The organism is Salegentibacter sp. T436, from assembly GCF_001932675.1.
GTDB lineage: Bacteria > Bacteroidota > Bacteroidia > Flavobacteriales > Flavobacteriaceae > Salegentibacter > Salegentibacter agarivorans.
On record NZ_CP012872.1, the window covers coordinates 2,230,780 to 2,249,561 of the forward strand.

The window sequence follows — 18,782 nt, forward strand, 5'->3', positions numbered from 1 at the left end:
ATATTAGTTTGGGGGGAAAGCAGCTTGTTTAGAGATTAATTCTAATTATCCTTTCTCATACTCAAATAAATTAATATCCTGTATTATTAGGTGTCAGTTTGGGATTCTTATCGATCGCACTTTGTGGAATAGGCAAAAGATTATTTTTAGGAGCTTGAAATTCCCTGGTCTCGATTAAATTTCGTGGTAACGTCATCGAAACATGATGATCTCCATTTGGTTGAGTAGTCTCAAGAACCCTTCCTCTTTTTGCGCCCAATAATTCACCATTCATAACTATAGACGCTATATCCCAGCGTATAATATCATCTCTACGAAGTCCTTCCATTGCAAACTCAACTCTTCGTTCATTTCTAATAAGTTTTCTCACGCTTTCCTGATCAGCATATTTTTGCTTATCCACTGCAGGCATCCCTGCTCTTAATCTCACCGCATCTATTGCTTCATAAAGTTCACTGTCTATTTGCCCTAATTCTACTTTTGCCTCTGCAATAGTCAGGAGAACTTCTGCATATCGAAAAAGAAAGATATCATTTCCCATATTCCAGAAAGGAGCACTGGGATCTATATCTATAAAAGTGGTATATTTTTTAAAATTATATCCCGTTTTTGAAGCGTTATCAGCTGTATTATAGTAATCTGGGTCATCTTCTTCAATTGAGCGGTAAACCCTGCCGGCAAATACCTGCCCGGGATAAACGACTGTGGCTCTTAACCTGGGATCACGATTTATAAATGGATTTTCAGGATCATAGTCTCCCTGGCTTTGAGCTTCCTGAATAGTTCTTCCGTCTGCCATCTCAAACGCATCAACCAAAGACTGAGTAGGAACTACAGATGACCAGCCACCAATACTATTGGGTAAGAATGGAGTAAAACTCATTGCATAAATATCAGGCGTATGCTGTACAGATAGAATGATTTCGTTATTCTGTTCATTAGCTGGATCAAAAAGGCCTTTAAAACTTGGGTGTAATGAATAGCCAGTGATGCTTTTTGCTGTTGTTAAGGCTTGTTCATAATCTTTAAAATATAGATAGTAGCGCATAAGGAGAGCTTGAGCGGCCCCTTTTGTAGCTTTTCCAAATTCTGAACCTGAATATGATTCGGGTAGAATATCGATTACTGCAGCTAATTCATTTTCAATAAATGTGCGAATTTCTGCTTGTGGATTTCGTGGCACTTTAGCTTCTTCGGGTGTAGCAAAATTTTCAGTAATTAAAGGGACATCACCATAATTTGTGGTAAGCACATAATATTCATATGCGCGAATAAAGCGGGCTTGAGCCTTATAAATTATTCTATCTTCTTCCGGAACTTCAACTGCATTATCTGCATTTTCCAGAAATTCATTACATCGGTTTATTGTGGCAAAGTTGTAATACGATGCTCCGGGATCTGCTGGTGATAATTTTCCATTCCCAATATTCGTCCATCCTTCCCAGGGGAAATTATTGAAAGCATTATCAGAACCAGCATCGCGATATAATATTGAGTTACCACTTTCAAAGCCGTTATAACAGCCTGTTAGCGCCAGATCTAAATCTTTTTTGCTTTTCCAAAAAGTGGAAGGGGAAAGTGCATCATTAGGTGCTGTGTCTAAAAAAGAATCTTCGCAAGAGGTGAATATAAAAACGATTCCTATAAAGTAAATTAATTTTTTCATCTTGTAATAATTAAAAAGTTAGATTAAAACCGATAGAATTGGTCATTACAACCGGGTATCCACTACCACGCCCGGAAGGCGCTTCAGGGTCCCATCCTTTGAGATAATTCGTAATAGTAAATAAATTCTGAGCAGTATAATAAACTCTTAGTTTTGAAATATTCCAGCCGTCTAAAACGTTGGTTGGAATGTTATATCCAAGTTGAAGATTTTTCATTCTTAAATAATCTGTACTTCTTAACCAATAGCTTGTGGTAGAATTTTGAGGCATGCTTGGTCCATTAATTGCATCAATGAGTCTTGGCACGTTAGTGTTTGTGTTTTCTGGAGTCCATCGGTTTAACCACATTGCAGATGGTTTTTGTCCGTCTCCATTAACGGCGCCAATAGCATCAAAATCCATATAGCCATAGCCACCTGTGGCTCCCTGAAAGATTGCCAGTAAATCAAAATTTTTGTAAGCTAAACTTAAATTAGCTCCAAAATTTAGAGTAGGAGTAGAGTTGCCTAGTAACACACGATCGTTGGCATCTACCTTGCCATCGTTTGTGATATCAACATAACGTAAGTCTCCTGGTTGAATCTGTCCTGGATACAAGGTATTGGTAGGATATGCATCAATATCTTCCTGGTTTTGATGTAAACCATCGGTTTTATAGCCATACCAGGAATCAAGTGATTCACCTAACTTCCGGATTTGACGTCCACTAATAACTTCATTTGTACCTGCAAGTTCTACTAATTCATTTTTATTGTAGGCTACATTACCGCCAAAACCAAAATCTATTTCGCCAAAGGTCTCTGTATAGTCAAGACTAACTTCAATTCCTCTATTATCTAACTTACCTACGTTATCATAAAAGTTATTTAATGCAAATTCGTTGGGAGCGGGCACTTGCATAATAATACCTTCGGTAAGTTTTTTATATATATCTATGGTGACATTTAATTTATAAAGTAACCTGGCATCTATACCTAATCCATAGCTTGTAGTTTTTTCCCAAATTAATGCTGCATTTTTCGCATTCGCAATGGCTGCTCCAGAATTAATTTCACTATTAAACGGATAGTCTATTCCAAGACCTAAAGTTGGTACAGTAGGATAATAGTCATTTAGGGCATCCTGGTTACCAAGTTGACCCCAGGAACCTCTAAGTTTTAAATTGTTCACAGTACTTTTTATTCCTTCAAAGAAATTTTCATCAGATATTCTCCAACCTGCAGAGAAAGAAGGAAAGACTCCAACTCTATTATCTTCTGCAAAACGAGATGATGCATCTGCTCTTAAGTTTGCTTCAAATAAATAGCGGCCTTGGTAATCGTAATTTAATCTACCAAACCAGGAGGTCATATTTAGTTCTCTTGTATAGCCTGTATTTTTCATGCCGTTTGTGGAGCCGGCATCTAAATTAGGAAGTTCATTACTTGGAAAGTTTTCACGGTAAGCTGTTGTTCTTTTAAAATTATAAGATTCAGCATGGTATCCAACCAAAGCACCTACATTATGTACATTTTCAAAAGTTTTATTGTAATTAGCCGTTAAATCAAGCGTATTTCGAGTAGTTGTTCTAAGGTCTTCGGTGAGTTTTGTTGGACCGTGGTATTTGTTCTCGTTATATTGGATTTCTTTATTCATTTCTGAATTATCCTCTTCTACATTTCTATGGGACATAAGGGCTTTAACATTAAATCCTTCGAAAAGGTCGGCTTGTATAGAACCAATTCCCACAAAGGTTTTCCGGTTATAATTAATTTGAGGCCCCATATCTATCCAGGAAATAGGGTTGCCGTCTGAAATGGTCCCATAACTGCCATCTTCATTTTTATAAGGAATCCAGGGTGCAATTCTGTTTGTTTGCCTAATAATTTGATCTAAACCGCCGCCAACATATGTATTGTTAGGCTGTTCACGATCCATTTGTGTGTAGGACAGGTTTAAATTGGTGGTTAACCATTTTTTAGGGGTGATTGTAAGATTTACTCGAGCATTATACTCATCTTTCCCTGTGTGCTTTATTATCCCATCCTGTTTTTGATAATTTAGGGATGCTCGATATTTAGTGTATTCTGTACCACCTGATATGCCTAAATTATTTGTGGTTACAAATCCCGATCCCTGGTACAGTAAATCCTGCCAATCTGTATTTGGATGGCTGTAAGGGGCACTTCCATTTTGAAAAAGTTCAAGGTCATTTTCATCAAATTTTGGGGCTTTACCACTATTTGTTAAGGCTTCATTATAAAGCACAGCATAGTCGTACGATCCCAGATAATCTGGTAATCTAGTAGCAGATTGCCATCCAAAATTACTTGTTAGTCGTACTGAAGGTTCTCCTGTTTTTCCGGTTTTAGTTGTAATTAAAATGACACCGTTAGCAGCTTTTGAACCATAAATAGCAGCTGAAGCAGCATCTTTTAGTACTGAAATATTTGCAATATCGTTTGGCTGAACATCATTCAAGGAACCTTCAACTCCATCTATTACTACCATAGGAGACGCCTGGTTTAAAGTACCAGTACCACGAATTCTTATAGTACCACCATCGTTACCCGGCATACCTGATGATTGGTTTACCGAAACACCCGGCAACAATCCAGAAAGTCCGGCAGATACACTGGTCATAGGTCTATCCTCAAGCATATCCCCATCTACAGATGCTACGGAACCTGTTAAGTTTACTTTCTTTTGGGTGCCAAATCCTACCACAACCACTTCGTCTAAAGCTGCAGCATCTTGCTCCAGAACAATGTCGATATTAGTTTTGCCATTAACCTCTATTTCTTTTGTAGCATAGCCCATATAGCTGATAACTAAAACTGCATTACTGGGCGTTTGAATAGTGTAGTTTCCATCAAAATCTGTCATTGTGCCGTTGTTGGTACCTTTTTCTACGATGTTAACACCAGGAAGGCTCATACTGTTGTCTGTAACAGTCCCTGTAATTTCAATGGTTTCCTGCCCTAACATTATGTAAGGCAAAAACACGACAATGAAGGTTAGTAGTAATTTTTTCATAAAATTTATTAGTTATTATTTAAAGGTAAATTAATAAAATGAAAGTTTTAACTTTCGTATAGTTTGCAATTTCAAACGTTTTCTTTACTTATCCAAAATAAATTATTAAAAAATTGTTTTTTGTAAGTTTAATTTTTTTTAATTCTTTTTTATTGAAATATTTTATGTAAGATTTTTGTTTAATTAATTTTTAAACTATTTAAAAACAAGGTGTTGGAATTATCTTAAGAGTAGGTGTATATATTAAAGGTTTTTAAAATTATATTCGTTAAGAGAAGAAGGGGAAATTTGGATAAGAGAAAGTTTAAATTTTATAAGTTCAATTTTAAGTTGACAGAAGTATTCTTTTGGCGAGAAGAATTAAATGAAACTCTAAACAAGGTTTTGATTGTTTTATATGAATAATTATAAAATATGTATTAAATAAAAGCGTCTCGTTAAAATTTTAAACGAGACGCTTTTTAAAAAGAATAGAATTTGGCTAATTCTATATTTGAAAGTAAAACGTTACCTTCTTTTAGAGCAACAAGTCTTAACAGGTTGCAATTAAATATTTACGCTTACTATTGGGTTGGATTTTGCGTAAGGGTACCCGGGTATGAATTGATGGCATCCTGCGGAATATAAAACAGCACACGGAAATCGGTAGCGGGAATCACCTCATTTTGGTTGTGTGGTCCTGGATATTCCCGTGTTAGTGCCTTTCCATTTCGGAAAACATCATAGCTTCGTTCAGCCTGGTAAGCTAATTCAAGCTGACGTTCTTTATCAATTCTTTCACTGGCATTTGAAGCATCTAGCGAGCTGTAACCTCCGTCTACAATAGAACGCTCCCTGATCGTGTTAAGATCTTCCAGTGCTGCGCTGTAATTACCAAGTTTTGCATAAGCCTCAGCACGGTTCAGGTAAATTTCACCTAAACGACTAATGACTGGAGAGTGTAAGTGAGATTCTTCTCCTTCTAGAGAAGCTTTAGTAATGTAAAATTGTGGGTAAACCCGGTTTAATGAAATATAGTTGTCTATCACACCTGTATAAGTCTTTCCATCTCTATATTGAATAGAATAAATCTCCTGATTAGCGTCAACAGGAGTGAGTGTATAAGAATCTGTGTCGTCCTCCGCAATTATCGTGTTCCCACTACGAGTAATCTCTGCCTGTACATAATTTAAATCGTCACCATCTTCCTTGATAAAGCGGAAAACTTCAGGAGCACTATTATCATAGGTTGGCTGGATAAAGGCTGCACGAGCATCTACTAAACTGTAGCTTTCCGGGCGCCAGTCATTACGACCTGTTTCGTCTAACAAATCAATATATTTTGCACTGGCATACATTTCTCCCCAGCCCATACCGCCTATATTGGCGTACATGCCTCCAACACCATAATAGTGATCGTAACCTGAAAATTCTGATGCAACTCTTTTTATTGCGAATATGGTTTCTGCATTATTTTCGGGAATAAAGGTGTTATACTCCATAAATTCCTCTCTTGGCAATAACGAATACTTGCCGGAACCGATCACTTCGGTTGCATAATCTACAGCCAGTTGAGTATATTCAGTATTAGGAGATTCATAAGTGCCACTCATAAAAAGATAAACACGGGATAACATAGCTTGTGCTGCTTCTTTTGTGGCATAAATTGATTCTTTTTCTATTGTAAGTAATTCTTCAGCCCTTTTTAGATCAGTAATAGCTTGTTGGTAACTTTCCTCTACTGTAGCACGATCTTCAAGCTCTAAATTTATTACATCATCAGGTGTACCATTAACTATAGGAACCCCAAGGTTTGTTTGAGGATTTTGATAGTAAGGACGGCCAAAAGCACGGGTTAAGTAAAAGTACATCATTCCCCGAACGTAGTAAGCTTCGCCAAGGTTGTTATCTATCTCTTCACTTTGTCCCTCTTCAATCATATCAATAATATTTGAAGCTTGTGCGATGGCTTTATAGCCTGAGTCCCAAAATTGTGTCAGGCGATAATTGTTTGGCGTGCGAGAATATGATATAAATTCATAAAACGCATCAGTAGATGAGCCGCGAATCATCATATTGTCGCCTGCATATTCACCCATACGGTGCATAGGATCTGACCAGCTTTTTAACTGGGCATACATCCCATTCAGCAGGGATTCAAGAGAAGCATCGGGATCATTGACTATGGTCTCGGAATCCAGGCTTCCTTGAGGTAGACGGTCAATATCGCAGGCTAAAAGTACTGTCGTGGCCAAAAAGGCTATAAGTATTTTTTTCATGATATTTTTTATTAAAATGTTAAGTTAAGTCCCAGCATAAATTTACGTGTGGATGGGTAAACTCCAGGTCCGGTAGAGCCCATCACTGCTCCATTACTCGCGGGAATTTCAGGATCTACTCCTGAATAATCTGTTATAACGAACAGGTTTTCACCAGTTAAGGAAATACGTGCATTACTTATAGCAAACTGGCTAAGGTCAATATTATAACCCAGGCTTAGTGAGCGTAGTTTTAAGAAATCACCGTTTTCCAGATAGCGAGTAGAAGTAGCATTACCTTGATCAGGATTATTATACTTAGCGATTGGATGGGTGGCTATATCCCCCGGTTGTTGCCATCGGCTCCATCCAGGTCTAAGTTTCATTTGGTTACGATCTGTATATGTTCCGTCTGAATCATATTCCTGACGAGAATAGTTATATATTTTACCACCTAAAGCATAACCGAACATAGCATCAAGGTCGAATTGTTTGTATGATAGTCCAGTAGAAAATCCACCAAAAACATCAGGAGATACTCTTCCAGTTTTTTCAAATGTTGCTTCTGAGTAGTTGGAAGTGGTAGTTCTTGAAATTTCATTTCCCTGATCATCCCTTTCCACATTGTACCACAGTGGAGCTCCATTCTCAGGATCCACCCCGGCCCACTCTTTTAAGTAATAGGTGTCTATAGGCCTTCCAGGTTCTAACATGCGTTGTGCAGAACCGGCAATTCCCAACCCATCACTTATAATAATTGGTCTTACAGTATAATTTCCGCTGGCATTTTTTGTTTCGTAGAGTTTTGTGAGTTTATTTACATTATGCCCTAAATTTAAGTCTACACTCCAGGTTAGATCTTCGTTTCGGATTATATCACCGCCAATGGCAATTTCAATTCCTTTATTTTCCATTTCCCCAATGTTCTGCCAAATACTGGTCACACCTGTTAATCCCGTAATAGGAACCCGATACAGGATATTTTCAGTATTCTTTTCATAATAATCAAAGGTTAGTCTTGCTCGGTCATTAAGAAATCTTGCATCAAATCCTACGCCGCTCGTAAACGTTTTTTCCCAGGTTAGGTCATCGTTTCCTATCTGACTAATTAATGCTCCTGGGTTTTCATTGTAACTTGCATTAGTCGAGATTGAATATAGATCGTATTGCGGGTAAAGGGAACCTGGACGGTTTCCTACAGAACCATAGGCAAGACGTAGTTTTAGTGCGTCTACCCAATCTGCATTAAACCAATTTTCTTTGTGAATATTCCATCCTCCACTAATCGAGTAGAAATTTCCATATTTAGCATTATCTCCAAAATTGGATGCACCATCCCTACGAAAAGAAACCTGAGCAAGGTATTTGGTGTCATAGGAATAATTTGCGTTAAAAAGACCAGACTGTACAGCCCATTCACTAATACCTCCTCTGGTTCGTTCCGGTACAGATACAACATCTAATACCTCAAAACCAGGTATAAATCCGGTTCCATAAGCATCAAGGGTTTCACCGCGGTAGTCATTGAATTCATAAGCAAGAATTCCGTTAAGTTCATGCTTGCCCCAACTTTGGTCAAATCGTAAAATTTGGTTGGTGTATCTGCGTGTGGATTCCGATCGATAATCGGTTATTCGTCCATTAACACTCTGGCCTCCATTAGAACGCGGGTCGGTATAGCCTTTAGATTTATAGCTGTTGTAGCGATAGTTGTTAACAGAAGAAAACGTTAACCAATCGGTCAGTTCAATATCAAAATCCATATTCCCCATAAACTCATAGTTTTTGTTTGAGGAATGATTCCATTGAAGATCATACAGGTAATTCGTGCTGGCACTATTTACCCAGTTGCTAGAACGATGAGGTTCTAAATTCCCGTCTTCATCATAAGGACTGTCCCACGGAAAGTTGGAATACATAGCCGTTGTAGAATACTGCCGATCTTCCACATCTCGAAGTGAACCATTTATTGATGGTTTTATAGTCAACCAATCAGTAGGTTTATATTCAGTTCTGAATCTGAAATTGTAGCGGGTATAATCATAGCCCTTAACAGCGCCCTGCTCATCATACAAACCTACAGACATATAAGACCTAAGTGTTTCAGAACCACCCTGAACAGAAACATTGTAATTTTGTGTAAACCCGGTAGTAGTGGCTAGATCCCACCAATCGAAATTACTGTTGCGTAATTCTTCGTTCCAGCGGGGAAATGAAATCTGATCAGCGTTTTCAAATGAAGCGTAATAATCATATAACTCCGCTCCATTCATCATTTCCAAATTCCCGTTATTCAATTCATTAAAACCTATATTAGAAGAGGCGCTTATTGTTGTTTTTCCTAGTTTCGCCCTCTTCGTGGTTACCACAACAACTCCGTTAGCACCTTGAGAACCGTAAATAGCAGTTGAGGCTGCATCTTTTAGTACGGTCATAGTTTCAATATCATCCGGATTTAATTCTCCAGGCCCAGATCCAACTATAACCCCATCAATAACCCATAGTGGGCTGGTAGTTCCGCTTAAGGTTGCCTGTCCCCGAATTACCACACTTCCTCTGGACCCAGGTTGGCCAGATCCTGGCGCTACGTATACTCCTGCCGCTTTTCCGTTTAGCATATTTTCAACCGAAGGTGTTGTGATATCTCTAAGTTCATCTCCTTCCACGGTTTGTAGGGATCCTGTTAAACTTTCTCTTTTCTGTGAGCCATATCCAACTACAACAACTTCATCCAGTGCCGCGGCGTCCTGTTCTAACGAAACCTGGATTTCGGTTTGGCTATTCACTTTTACCTCTTGCGTAGCATAACCTAAAAAAGAAATTTCCAGCGTTGCATCTCTGGGAAGGTCAATTTTAAAGTTACCGTCAAAATCTGTTAAAACCCCGTTTGTTGTACCTTTTTCAATAACATTGGCACTAGGTACGGGAATACCCGTTTCAGCATCCAGAACTGTTCCTTCTACCTCTATTTTCTCCTGACTGTAAGCCGAAGAAGAAAACATTATGCAGAAAAAAAGTATTAATGAATAGCAGTTTTTCATGATATAATTTTGTTTTTGTTAGTAAATTAGCGGTAATTATCTATAAAAGCAAATAAAAACCTTCGAAAACTTTCGCTAATATATTGATAATAATTTATTAACAAAAAAATTAACAAAAAAAATAGAAAATAAAGATGGTTGGGGTCTGTTAGTCATAGTTTCGGAAGAATAATAATAGTATGTATAAGAAAAGTATTTATAAAATTTAAAAAATTGATATAATGAAAAATAAAAAATTTCGTAACATTGTTTTTTAAAATATTTTGTAATGATAAAGATAATTTTTTCTGTTTCTTTTTTCTTCCTGTTTTGTTTCACCTCGATATTTGCCCAACACCAAAACGATGTAGATGTCTTCCAAAATCCAAATTATCAGGAAGAGAACCGCTTACCTATGCGGGCTTCCTATTTTCCTTTTGAAAATGAAGAACTTGCCCATCTCAGAGATAAATCAAAATCAAATAGATTTCTAGATCTTAACGGCACCTGGAAGTTTCTTTGGAAAGAACATTATAAATATCTTCCTGAAAACTTTCAAAGGGAAAGTTTCGATGATTCAGACTGGGATGATTTTAAAGTTCCAGCTAATTGGGAGTTTAATGGGTATGGCACTCCCATATATGTGAACCATCCTTTTGAGTTTGCGGTAGATAATCCAAATCCTCCATTTATAGAAAACAAAAAACAACCAACAGGTATTTACCGCCGTAATTTTACACTGCCGGAAGCCTGGAAAGATCAACAAGTTTTTCTCCATCTAGGAGCAGTAAAATCTGCGTTTAAGCTGTATGTGAATGGTGAGTATGTTGGTATGGGGGAAGATAGTAAGCTGGAGTCAGAGTTTGAATTGACAAATTATCTTCAATCAGGTGAAAATTTAATTACGCTGGAAGTAAGACGTTGGAGTGATGGTAGTTATCTGGAAGCGCAGGATTTTTGGCGAATTAGTGGAATTCAGAGGAATGTTTATTTGTATTCGCGTCCCCAGGTACATTTTTACGATCTTTTTGTAAAAAGTGGGTTAATTAATAATTATCGAGATGGAGAATTAAGCTTTGATATTGAACTCTGGAATCGAACTAATACCGATCAGGGTGAGAATATTGTTGAGGTTCTTTTAAAGGATAAGAATGGTGTTCTTCTCTATAAAGAAGAAAAACCCACTATTGGCTTAAAGCGTAAAAATGGAAAAACCTTGCTGCGTTTTGAAGAGAAAATAAAGAATGTGAATGCCTGGTCTGCTGAAACGCCTTATTTATACGATCTCATTATTAATTTAAAATCACCAAAAGGAAAGACTATAGAAAGTATTAAACAAAAAGTCGGTTTTAAAACTTATGAAGTGAAAGGCAACCAATTTTTGGTGAATGGTAAACCCGTTTTGTTTAAAGGAGTAAATAGACATGAATCTCATCCTGAAACTCACCATGTGGTTACCGAGGAACAAATGCTTACAGATATAAGAATAATGAAAGAGCTTAATATGAACGCGGTTAGACTTTCTCATTATCCCAATGACCCTCGGTGGTACGAGTTATGTGATCAATACGGTTTTTACGTCATTGATGAAGCAAATATAGAATCTCACGGGATGTATTATGACCCTGAACGTACCCTTGGAAATGATCCTGAATGGGAGCACGCGCATATGCTTAGAATTAAACGGATGGTAGAGAGGGATAAAAACTTTCCTTCTATTGTGGCCTGGAGTATGGGGAACGAAGCCGGGAATGGTTATAATTTTTATAAAGCTTACAATTGGATTAAAGCTTTTGATCCTACACGGCCGGTTCAATACGAACGTTCCACTACCGAATGGAATACAGATATAATTGTACCCCAATATCCTCACCCCAATACCATGAAATATTATGCTGAAAATGGTTTGGAACGTCCGTATATTATGAGTGAGTATGCACATGCCATGGGCAATAGTATGGGTAACTTTAAAGAATACTGGGAGGTTATCGAAGAATATGATGGCTTACAGGGCGGTTATATCTGGGATTGGGTAGACCAGGGGATTTACAAGGAAGTAGATGGAAAGAAAATTTTTAGTTATGGCGGGGATTGGGGTCCAGAAGAAACCCCCAGCGATAATAACTTTTTGGTTAATGGAGTGATTATGCCAGATCGTACCTGGAATCCTCATGCGTATGAGGTTAGAAAAGTACATCAGGAAATTGGCTTCGAATTTAATAATGCAAATCGAAGGATAGAAATTACTAATAAGTATTTTTTTCGTGATCTAGCTAATTTTAAATATGAAATAGATTTGCTTAAAAATGGAGAAATAGTAAACTCAACTAATGTTGCGCCCATATCTCTTGTTCCGCAAAATATAACTGAAATTCCATTAGATTTTGAAATTCCAACGGATACTACTGCCGAATTCAGAGTACATATTAAAGCTAAACTTGCCAGTGATGAAAATTTAATGGAGGCGGGTACGCTTTTAGCAGAAGATGAATTTGCTATTACTAAACCGGTATCTACCGCGCCTAAATTAAACCCGACGACCTTTAATGTAGAAGAAACTGAAGAAATTTTGAAAATCTCAAAAAGAAGGTTTTCTGTGAAATTTGATAAAAAAACAGGTCGGTTTTTTGATTATGAATATAAGAGAGATATCCTAATTGAAAAAGGACCTAAACTTTCTCTTTTTCGACCCTTAGTCGATAATGATTTTGGTGCGGGCTTAAATAAAAGTTTGGATTATCTAAAAAACCCAGGTTTAAAGATTAAGAATTTTAGACATGAAAACCTTAAAAGTGGAGGGTATCTAGTAGAAGTACACTATTCTTTACTCAATGATGATGCTGAATTTATTCAAACTTTCGAGTTATATGATAACGCAAAAATAAAAGTAACGAATAGTTTTAAAGCCCTTGGGGGAGACCATAAATTATTGTTGAAGGTAGGAAATTCTATGCAATTACCTAAGGACCTGGAAGACTTCAGCTGGTATGGACGTGGCCCCTGGGAAAGCTATGCCGATAGAAAGTTTAGCGCTATGGTAGGAATTTATAAAGGCCTGGTAAAAGATCAATATCATCCATATATCCGTCCGCAGGAATCGGGGAATAAAACAGATGTACGTTGGGCAACAGTTTCTCAAGGAAAGAAAAAAGGAATAAAAATAGATTATATTGATAAGCTATTAAATGTTTCCGCATTGCCTTATTCATTAGAACAACTTTATCCATCGGCAAAAAAGAGCCAGGAGCATTCGCGACTATTGGAAGAAGATGATGTAATTCATCTCGATGTAGAACTCAAACAAATGGGTGTGGCCGGCATTAATAGCTGGGGTAGCCTTGCTTTAGAAAAGTACCGCATACCTTTTCAGGATTATGAGTATAGCTATATAATTTCTCCCCTGGAATAACAAGGATTATTAACAGGCTTAAAAATTTAAAATGAAAAAAATAATTCATCTACTTGGGTTAAGTTTTCTTATTCTGGCTTGTGGAGATAACGCTAAACAGCAAGAGGAGAAATCACAAAAATCAATGCCAAATATAGTTTTTATTATGGCTGATGATTTAGGTATTGGAGATATCGGGGTCTATGGTCAGAATATTATTAAGACTCCCAATATTGACCAACTGGCGACAAATGGGATGAAATTTGAAAACTTTTACGCAGGTAGTACCGTTTGTGCGCCGTCTAGAGCGGCATTGTTAACAGGGCAACATACTGGAAATACTGAAGTAAGAGGGAATGGGGAATTTCCGCTAAATCCCGACAAGAAAATTATCCCCGAAATTTTAAAGGAGCAGGGATATACCACTGCAATGTATGGGAAGTGGGGGCTAGGGCTTGCCGGTAGCACTGGTTCACCCGAAAAAAGGGACTGGGATGAATTTCTTGGCCATTTGCACCACGTAGACGCCCATTATCAACAACCCGATTCCCTGGATGTGATAGAAAACGGACTATTAACTAAAGAGAAAACCCTTCCTAATAGTTACGCCAATGAACTGTTTACCGATGCTGCAGTTAACTTTATTGAAGAACGGAAAAAAAATGTTCCATTTTTTCTGTATTTATCGTTTACCATTCCTCACGCAGAACTTGTTGTCCCTAACACATATATAGAGCCGCATTTAAACAAAGATGGCTCAAGCAAATATGAGCCGGAGAAAGCCTGGCCTGAAGGACGACATTACGGTTCACAAGAATATCCTAAAGCGGCCTATGCGGCGTTGGTGGAAAGTATAGATGCTTACGTAGGGAAGGTGATAACCCAACTAAAAAAACAGGGGCTTGAAGAGAACACTATAGTCATTTTCACTAGTGATAACGGTACCCACCTGGAAGGCGGACGACGCCAGGCAGATGTTGACTTTTTTAGAAGTAGCGGTGATTATCGTGGAGTGAAAAGAGATTTATATGAAGGAGGAATTAAGGAGCCATTTATTGTTCAGTGGCCGGGAGTAGTAGAAGCCGGTAGTACCAGCGATTTTAAAGGAGCATTTTGGGATGTTTATCCTACTCTTGCAGAAATTACTGAGGCCAAAATTAAAGGAAATTCAATTGACGGCCTTTCTTTTTTACCGACACTTACGGGAAAAGGAAATCAAGAACAACACGAATATTTATACTGGGAGTTTCACGAGTTTGGTGGGAAACAAGCTTTATTACAAGAAGAATGGAAAGTTATTCGTCTTAATGTAAATGAAAATCTAAATGCTCCGGTAGCGCTATTTAATATTGAATCAGATCCAGGGGAACAAACGAATCTCGCAGAAGAATATCCTCAAAAAACTCTTGAACTATCGCAATTAATGAATTCTGTAAGAACACCGAACAAGAACTTTAATTTTTAGAAAAAATACCATTAATATCTAAATCAAAACTTTCGTTTCGTTAATTAAAAGTTTAAAAAAATCTGTAAAACGAAAAAAAATTTTTCGTTTTCAATTTTTTTTGTTTTATTTGAAAAAAGAAAGTTGGAGGTAACTTATAATATATATGAAGGAGAATAAATCAGGAGAACAAAGTGTCTCACATACCAAACAAGAAATAGAAGGTCAACCAGAATTATGGCAATCGGTTTTTGATCTAATTCAAGCACAACAAAAAGAAATCAAAGCTTTTTTAGACCCAATCTTGAATAAGAATGGTTTAGAAATAATTTTAACCGGGGCTGGGTCTTCAGCTTTCGTAGGAGAAGCAGCTCAAGGGCTGGTTCAAAAAAACAGCAAACGTACTACACGTGCCATTGCTACAACCGATTTAGTCACCCATCCTGAGCTTTTTTTTCCTAAAGATCATCCAGTGCTTTTAGTATCTTTTGCTCGTTCCGGTAACAGTCCGGAAAGTGTTGAAACTGTAAATTTAGCCGACAGTTTTTGCTCTGAAATTTTTCATTTAGTGATTACCTGCAATAAAGAAGGGGAGTTATTTAAATATACCAGAGCTAATACAAAAACCGCTTTAGCCATTTTACTCCCGGAAAAAGCGAATGACAAAAGCCTTGCAATGACTGGGAGTTTTACTTCAATGTTACTAAGTATATTATTGGTTAGTGATCTAAAGAATTTGGAAAGTCATAAACTGGAATTGAAACGAATAATGAACCAGGGGAATCTTCTTCTGGATAGTGCAAAGGCTTTTAAAGAAATTTCGGCGAAATATTTTGAACGCGTGGTATTTTTGGGTTCTGGACCTATGCTAGCAATTGCCCGGGAATGTCATTTAAAACTTCAGGAATTAACAGATGGTCAGATTATTTGTAAACATGATTCCTTTTTAGGTTTTAGACACGGTCCGCGTGCAGTGACTAATGAACAAACCTTATTGGTTTATCTTTTCTCGCCTAGTGACCATGTTTATAAATATGAATTAGATCTTGCAAAATCTATTGCAAAAGATCCCAGAACGATAGAATGTGTAAGTATTGGCCGTTCAGAAGATAAAGTCCTCCATTCCTGTCTAAATATAGATTTAAATTTAAATTCAAATCAGCAGTTAAATATTGTACCTGCGACTCTGGTGGGCCAGATTATGGGTTATTATAAATCTTTACAGTTAGGTCTAAATCCAGATAACCCCTCGATTTCTGGAGCAATAAGCCGGGTAGTGCAAGGCGTGAAAATTTATGAATATCCTGAAAAAATAGAGCATGATTCTTAATCTTTGTCCTAATCCTTCTATAGATAGTTACGCCTGGATGAATAATCTTGTTGCCGGCCAATCAAATAGAATATCAAATATAAAAGAATATCCAGGTGGTAAAGCCACCCATATAGCCCTTGCCCTTGCAGAACTAGGAACAGAATCTATGTTATACGCCTTTTGGGGTGGATCCTCTGGAGAATGGATAAAAAAGCAATGCTTAAAGAGGGGTGTTTATATAAATGGAGTTAGTTTAAAAGACAATAATAGGAAGTGTTATACATTTTTATCGGAAAATAAAGCATTTAATAATACCGAGATTTTAGAACCGGGACCCAGCCTTACTAAAATGAACTGGGAAGATTTTAAACAGGGATATGTACGTTTAATTGAACATACCAGCATTATTTGTATGGCTGGTTCCTGGCCCAGGGGAATTTCTGCAGATACTTATGCCGAATTAATCCAGATAGGAAAGAATTTTGGCAAACGAAGCATACTTGATTGTACCGGTAAACAGCTGCACAATGCACTTCAATTAGGTTTTTTTGGTTTGCACCTTAATGAGCACGAAGCCGGGAGTCTTTGTGGTAGTGCTAATATGGAGGATTTGCTGAAGACATTGAACGGCAGGGTAGAGCTAGTGGCTTTAACCCGTGGTAGTAAAGGATTGGAACTTTTTTATAAGGGAAAACTTATCAAGGCAAATGTAAAAATAGATGAGGTAATAAGCCCTGTAGGGAGTGGTGACTGTCTTACTGCAGGTATTGCCTATGGGGTGGCAAATAACTTCTCACCATCTAAAATTGCCGCCTACGGAGTGGCTTGTGGGGCAGCAAACTGTTTAAACGAAGATTTGGGAATGTTACATATAGAAGATGTAAACCGGTTATTACCTCAGGTAGAAGTAAAAGAGATAGTATATGAGTAATAAAAAACTATTGGTAGTTGGAGAGTTGAATATTGATCTTATTTTGAATCAAATTCAGGGTTTTCCGGAAATAGGTGCTGAAAAAATTGCTGAAAACATGGATTTTACCCTGGGTAGTTCTTCAGCAATTTTAGCTTCGAATATTGCTGCTCTGGGTGTTCCTACTTCCTTTTGTGGATTGCTTGGAGAGGATAATTTTGGTGATTTTATTTTGAAAGAATTACGAGGAAAAAATGTGGATACTCGGTTTATTAGTCGTTCTGAACACCACAAAACCGGTATTACCGTAGTGATGAATTATGATCAGGATAGGGCCAATGTAACTTATTGCGGAGCAATGAGTGTGCTAAGTATAGAACATATACCCTGGGAAAATATTTCAACATTTTCACATCTTCATTTTTCAAATTATTTTCTGCAGCCTGGTATGCAGCCTTATATTACTGAACTATTTAAGAAAGCAAAGGAAGCTGGACTTAGTACTTCTCTAGATTTACAGGTAGACCCACAGGATAAATGGGATTTTGATTATAAAAATTGTTTACCATTTGTAGATGTTTTTCTTCCTAACGAGAATGAGCTTTTGAAACTTACGGGAAAGAAAAATCTAAAAGGTGCTATTGAAGCGATAAAAAACCATACTAATATTCTGGCTTTAAAATTAGGAGATAAAGGTGGTAGGGTGGTATCCGGATCTGAAGATATTACAATAAAACCTTATTTAAACAACACATATAAAGATGCCATTGGTGCAGGTGATTCCTTTAATGCAGGTTTCTTAAAGAAATTCCTAAGCGGAGCATCTTTACGGGAGTGCCTTGATTATGCTAATCTCACAGGCTCAGTAAGTACAACGGCGGCCGGAGGTACTGGTGCTTTTAGTAATGAGAAAGAAATTAAAAGCAAAATTCAACAAATCGTGAATAAGAAATTATAATGAAATTAAAAGAAAAATTACAACAGTTGAGAAGTGAAGGCCGTGGAATTCTGGCTACTAATTTTTATAACCTAGAAACCTTGCATGGGGTATTAGGTGCCGCTTCAGAAATGAATGAACCTTTAATTTTACAACTTACCCAGAGCTCTATAGATTATATGGGATTGGAAACAGCGGTAAATTTAGGAAGAACTGGATTAAAACAGTTTGGAGTAGAAGGTTGGATTCATTTAGATCACGGTGGTTCGGTAGATTTAGCGCAGCGTTGCCTGGATGCAGGTTTTGATTCAGTAATGATAGATGGTAGTGAATTAGCTTTTGAAGAGAATATTCAAATTACCCGGGAAGTTGTAGAACGGGCTAAAAAATATGGAGCACATGTAGAAGCTGAATTGGGGTACGTTGCTAAGTTAGGACAATCTCACGATGAAGAAGTTTTTACTCAACCCGAAGAAGCCAAACAATTTGTAGAAGAAACGGGAATTGATGCCCTGGCAGTTGCTATTGGTACTGCACATGGATTTTACCAAAAAGAACCTGAGCTACAATTAGATTTACTGGAGAAAATTGCAAAAGCTACTCCTGTAGGATTGGTATTGCACGGTGGTTCTGGAGTGCCAGGTTCCCAGATGCAGGCAGCCATTTCCAGAGGGATTTGTAAAGTAAACCTTGCTACAGAAATCAAGAATATCTTTATGAAAACCTTGCAAAGTGAATTGCGTAATAATGAAGAGATAGACTTAAGAAAGGTATTTCCCGTAGCAACTGAAGAAATTACAAAACTGGTTAAAGGTAAATTAGAAATTGTAAAGAATAATAGGTAAAAGCTGT

General features: G+C 37.3%; 10 protein-coding genes. 6 read left to right on the forward strand and 4 right to left on the reverse strand.

The window, feature by feature from the left end; genetic code table 11:
• Positions 1 to 70 precede the first annotated feature (70 nt).
• The 4 genes from AO058_RS09915 to AO058_RS09930 form a co-directional block, all read right to left on the reverse strand.
• A complete protein-coding gene (locus AO058_RS09915) occupies positions 71 to 1,666 on the reverse strand; it encodes a RagB/SusD family nutrient uptake outer membrane protein (RefSeq protein WP_075326303.1) in 1,596 nt (531 codons plus the stop codon).
• A gap of 10 nt (positions 1,667 to 1,676) precedes the next feature.
• Complete coding sequence (locus tag AO058_RS09920) at positions 1,677 to 4,682, reverse strand: SusC/RagA family TonB-linked outer membrane protein (protein WP_083634162.1); 3,006 nt, start codon at positions 4,680 to 4,682, stop codon at positions 1,677 to 1,679.
• Between the two features lie 563 nt (positions 4,683 to 5,245).
• Entirely contained in the window at positions 5,246 to 6,940 is a 1,695-nt protein-coding gene (locus AO058_RS09925; protein ID WP_075326305.1) for a RagB/SusD family nutrient uptake outer membrane protein, read from the reverse strand.
• A gap of 11 nt (positions 6,941 to 6,951) precedes the next feature.
• Positions 6,952 to 9,960, reverse strand: a complete 3,009-nt coding sequence (locus AO058_RS09930; RefSeq protein ID WP_083634163.1) for a SusC/RagA family TonB-linked outer membrane protein — start codon at positions 9,958 to 9,960, stop codon at positions 6,952 to 6,954.
• 268 nt (positions 9,961 to 10,228) lie between these two features.
• Here AO058_RS09930 and AO058_RS09940 point away from each other — a divergent pair, with 268 nt between their 5' ends.
• From AO058_RS09940 to AO058_RS09965, 6 genes are all read left to right on the forward strand, one after another.
• Entirely contained in the window at positions 10,229 to 13,348 is a 3,120-nt protein-coding gene (locus AO058_RS09940; protein ID WP_075326308.1) for a glycoside hydrolase family 2 TIM barrel-domain containing protein, read from the forward strand.
• Between the two features lie 31 nt (positions 13,349 to 13,379).
• Entirely contained in the window at positions 13,380 to 14,792 is a 1,413-nt protein-coding gene (locus AO058_RS09945; protein ID WP_075326309.1) for an arylsulfatase, read from the forward strand.
• Between the two features lie 145 nt (positions 14,793 to 14,937).
• On the forward strand, positions 14,938 to 16,101 hold the full coding sequence (locus AO058_RS09950) for an SIS domain-containing protein (protein ID WP_075326310.1): 1,164 nt from the start codon (positions 14,938 to 14,940) through the stop codon (positions 16,099 to 16,101).
• Positions 16,091 to 17,014, forward strand: a complete 924-nt coding sequence (locus AO058_RS09955; RefSeq protein WP_075326311.1) for a 1-phosphofructokinase family hexose kinase — start codon at positions 16,091 to 16,093, stop codon at positions 17,012 to 17,014. The genes AO058_RS09950 and AO058_RS09955 overlap by 11 nt, the downstream gene beginning before the upstream one ends.
• Positions 17,007 to 17,951, forward strand: coding sequence for a carbohydrate kinase family protein (locus tag AO058_RS09960; protein WP_075326312.1), 945 nt, complete (start codon positions 17,007 to 17,009; stop codon positions 17,949 to 17,951). The genes AO058_RS09955 and AO058_RS09960 overlap by 8 nt, the downstream gene beginning before the upstream one ends.
• Positions 17,951 to 18,775 carry a class II fructose-bisphosphate aldolase gene (locus AO058_RS09965; RefSeq protein ID WP_075326313.1) on the forward strand — a complete coding sequence of 275 codons (825 nt, stop codon included), beginning with the start codon at positions 17,951 to 17,953 and terminating at the stop codon, positions 18,773 to 18,775. Before AO058_RS09960 ends, AO058_RS09965 begins: the two co-directional genes overlap by 1 nt.
• Positions 18,776 to 18,782: the final 7 nt, after the last annotated feature.

Coding starts and splice junctions, on each gene's coding strand:
- AO058_RS09915 (WP_075326303.1), bottom strand. CDS start 1,666: ATGAAAAAATTAATTTACTTTATAGGAATCGTTTTTATATTCACCTCT.
- AO058_RS09920 (WP_083634162.1), bottom strand. CDS start 4,682: ATGAAAAAATTACTACTAACCTTCATTGTCGTGTTTTTGCCTTACATA.
- AO058_RS09925 (WP_075326305.1), bottom strand. CDS start 6,940: ATGAAAAAAATACTTATAGCCTTTTTGGCCACGACAGTACTTTTAGCC.
- AO058_RS09930 (WP_083634163.1), bottom strand. CDS start 9,960: ATGAAAAACTGCTATTCATTAATACTTTTTTTCTGCATAATGTTTTCT.
- AO058_RS09940 (WP_075326308.1), top strand. CDS start 10,229: ATGATAAAGATAATTTTTTCTGTTTCTTTTTTCTTCCTGTTTTGTTTC.
- AO058_RS09945 (WP_075326309.1), top strand. CDS start 13,380: ATGAAAAAAATAATTCATCTACTTGGGTTAAGTTTTCTTATTCTGGCT.
- AO058_RS09950 (WP_075326310.1), top strand. CDS start 14,938: ATGAAGGAGAATAAATCAGGAGAACAAAGTGTCTCACATACCAAACAA.
- AO058_RS09955 (WP_075326311.1), top strand. CDS start 16,091: ATGATTCTTAATCTTTGTCCTAATCCTTCTATAGATAGTTACGCCTGG.
- AO058_RS09960 (WP_075326312.1), top strand. CDS start 17,007: ATGAGTAATAAAAAACTATTGGTAGTTGGAGAGTTGAATATTGATCTT.
- AO058_RS09965 (WP_075326313.1), top strand. CDS start 17,951: ATGAAATTAAAAGAAAAATTACAACAGTTGAGAAGTGAAGGCCGTGGA.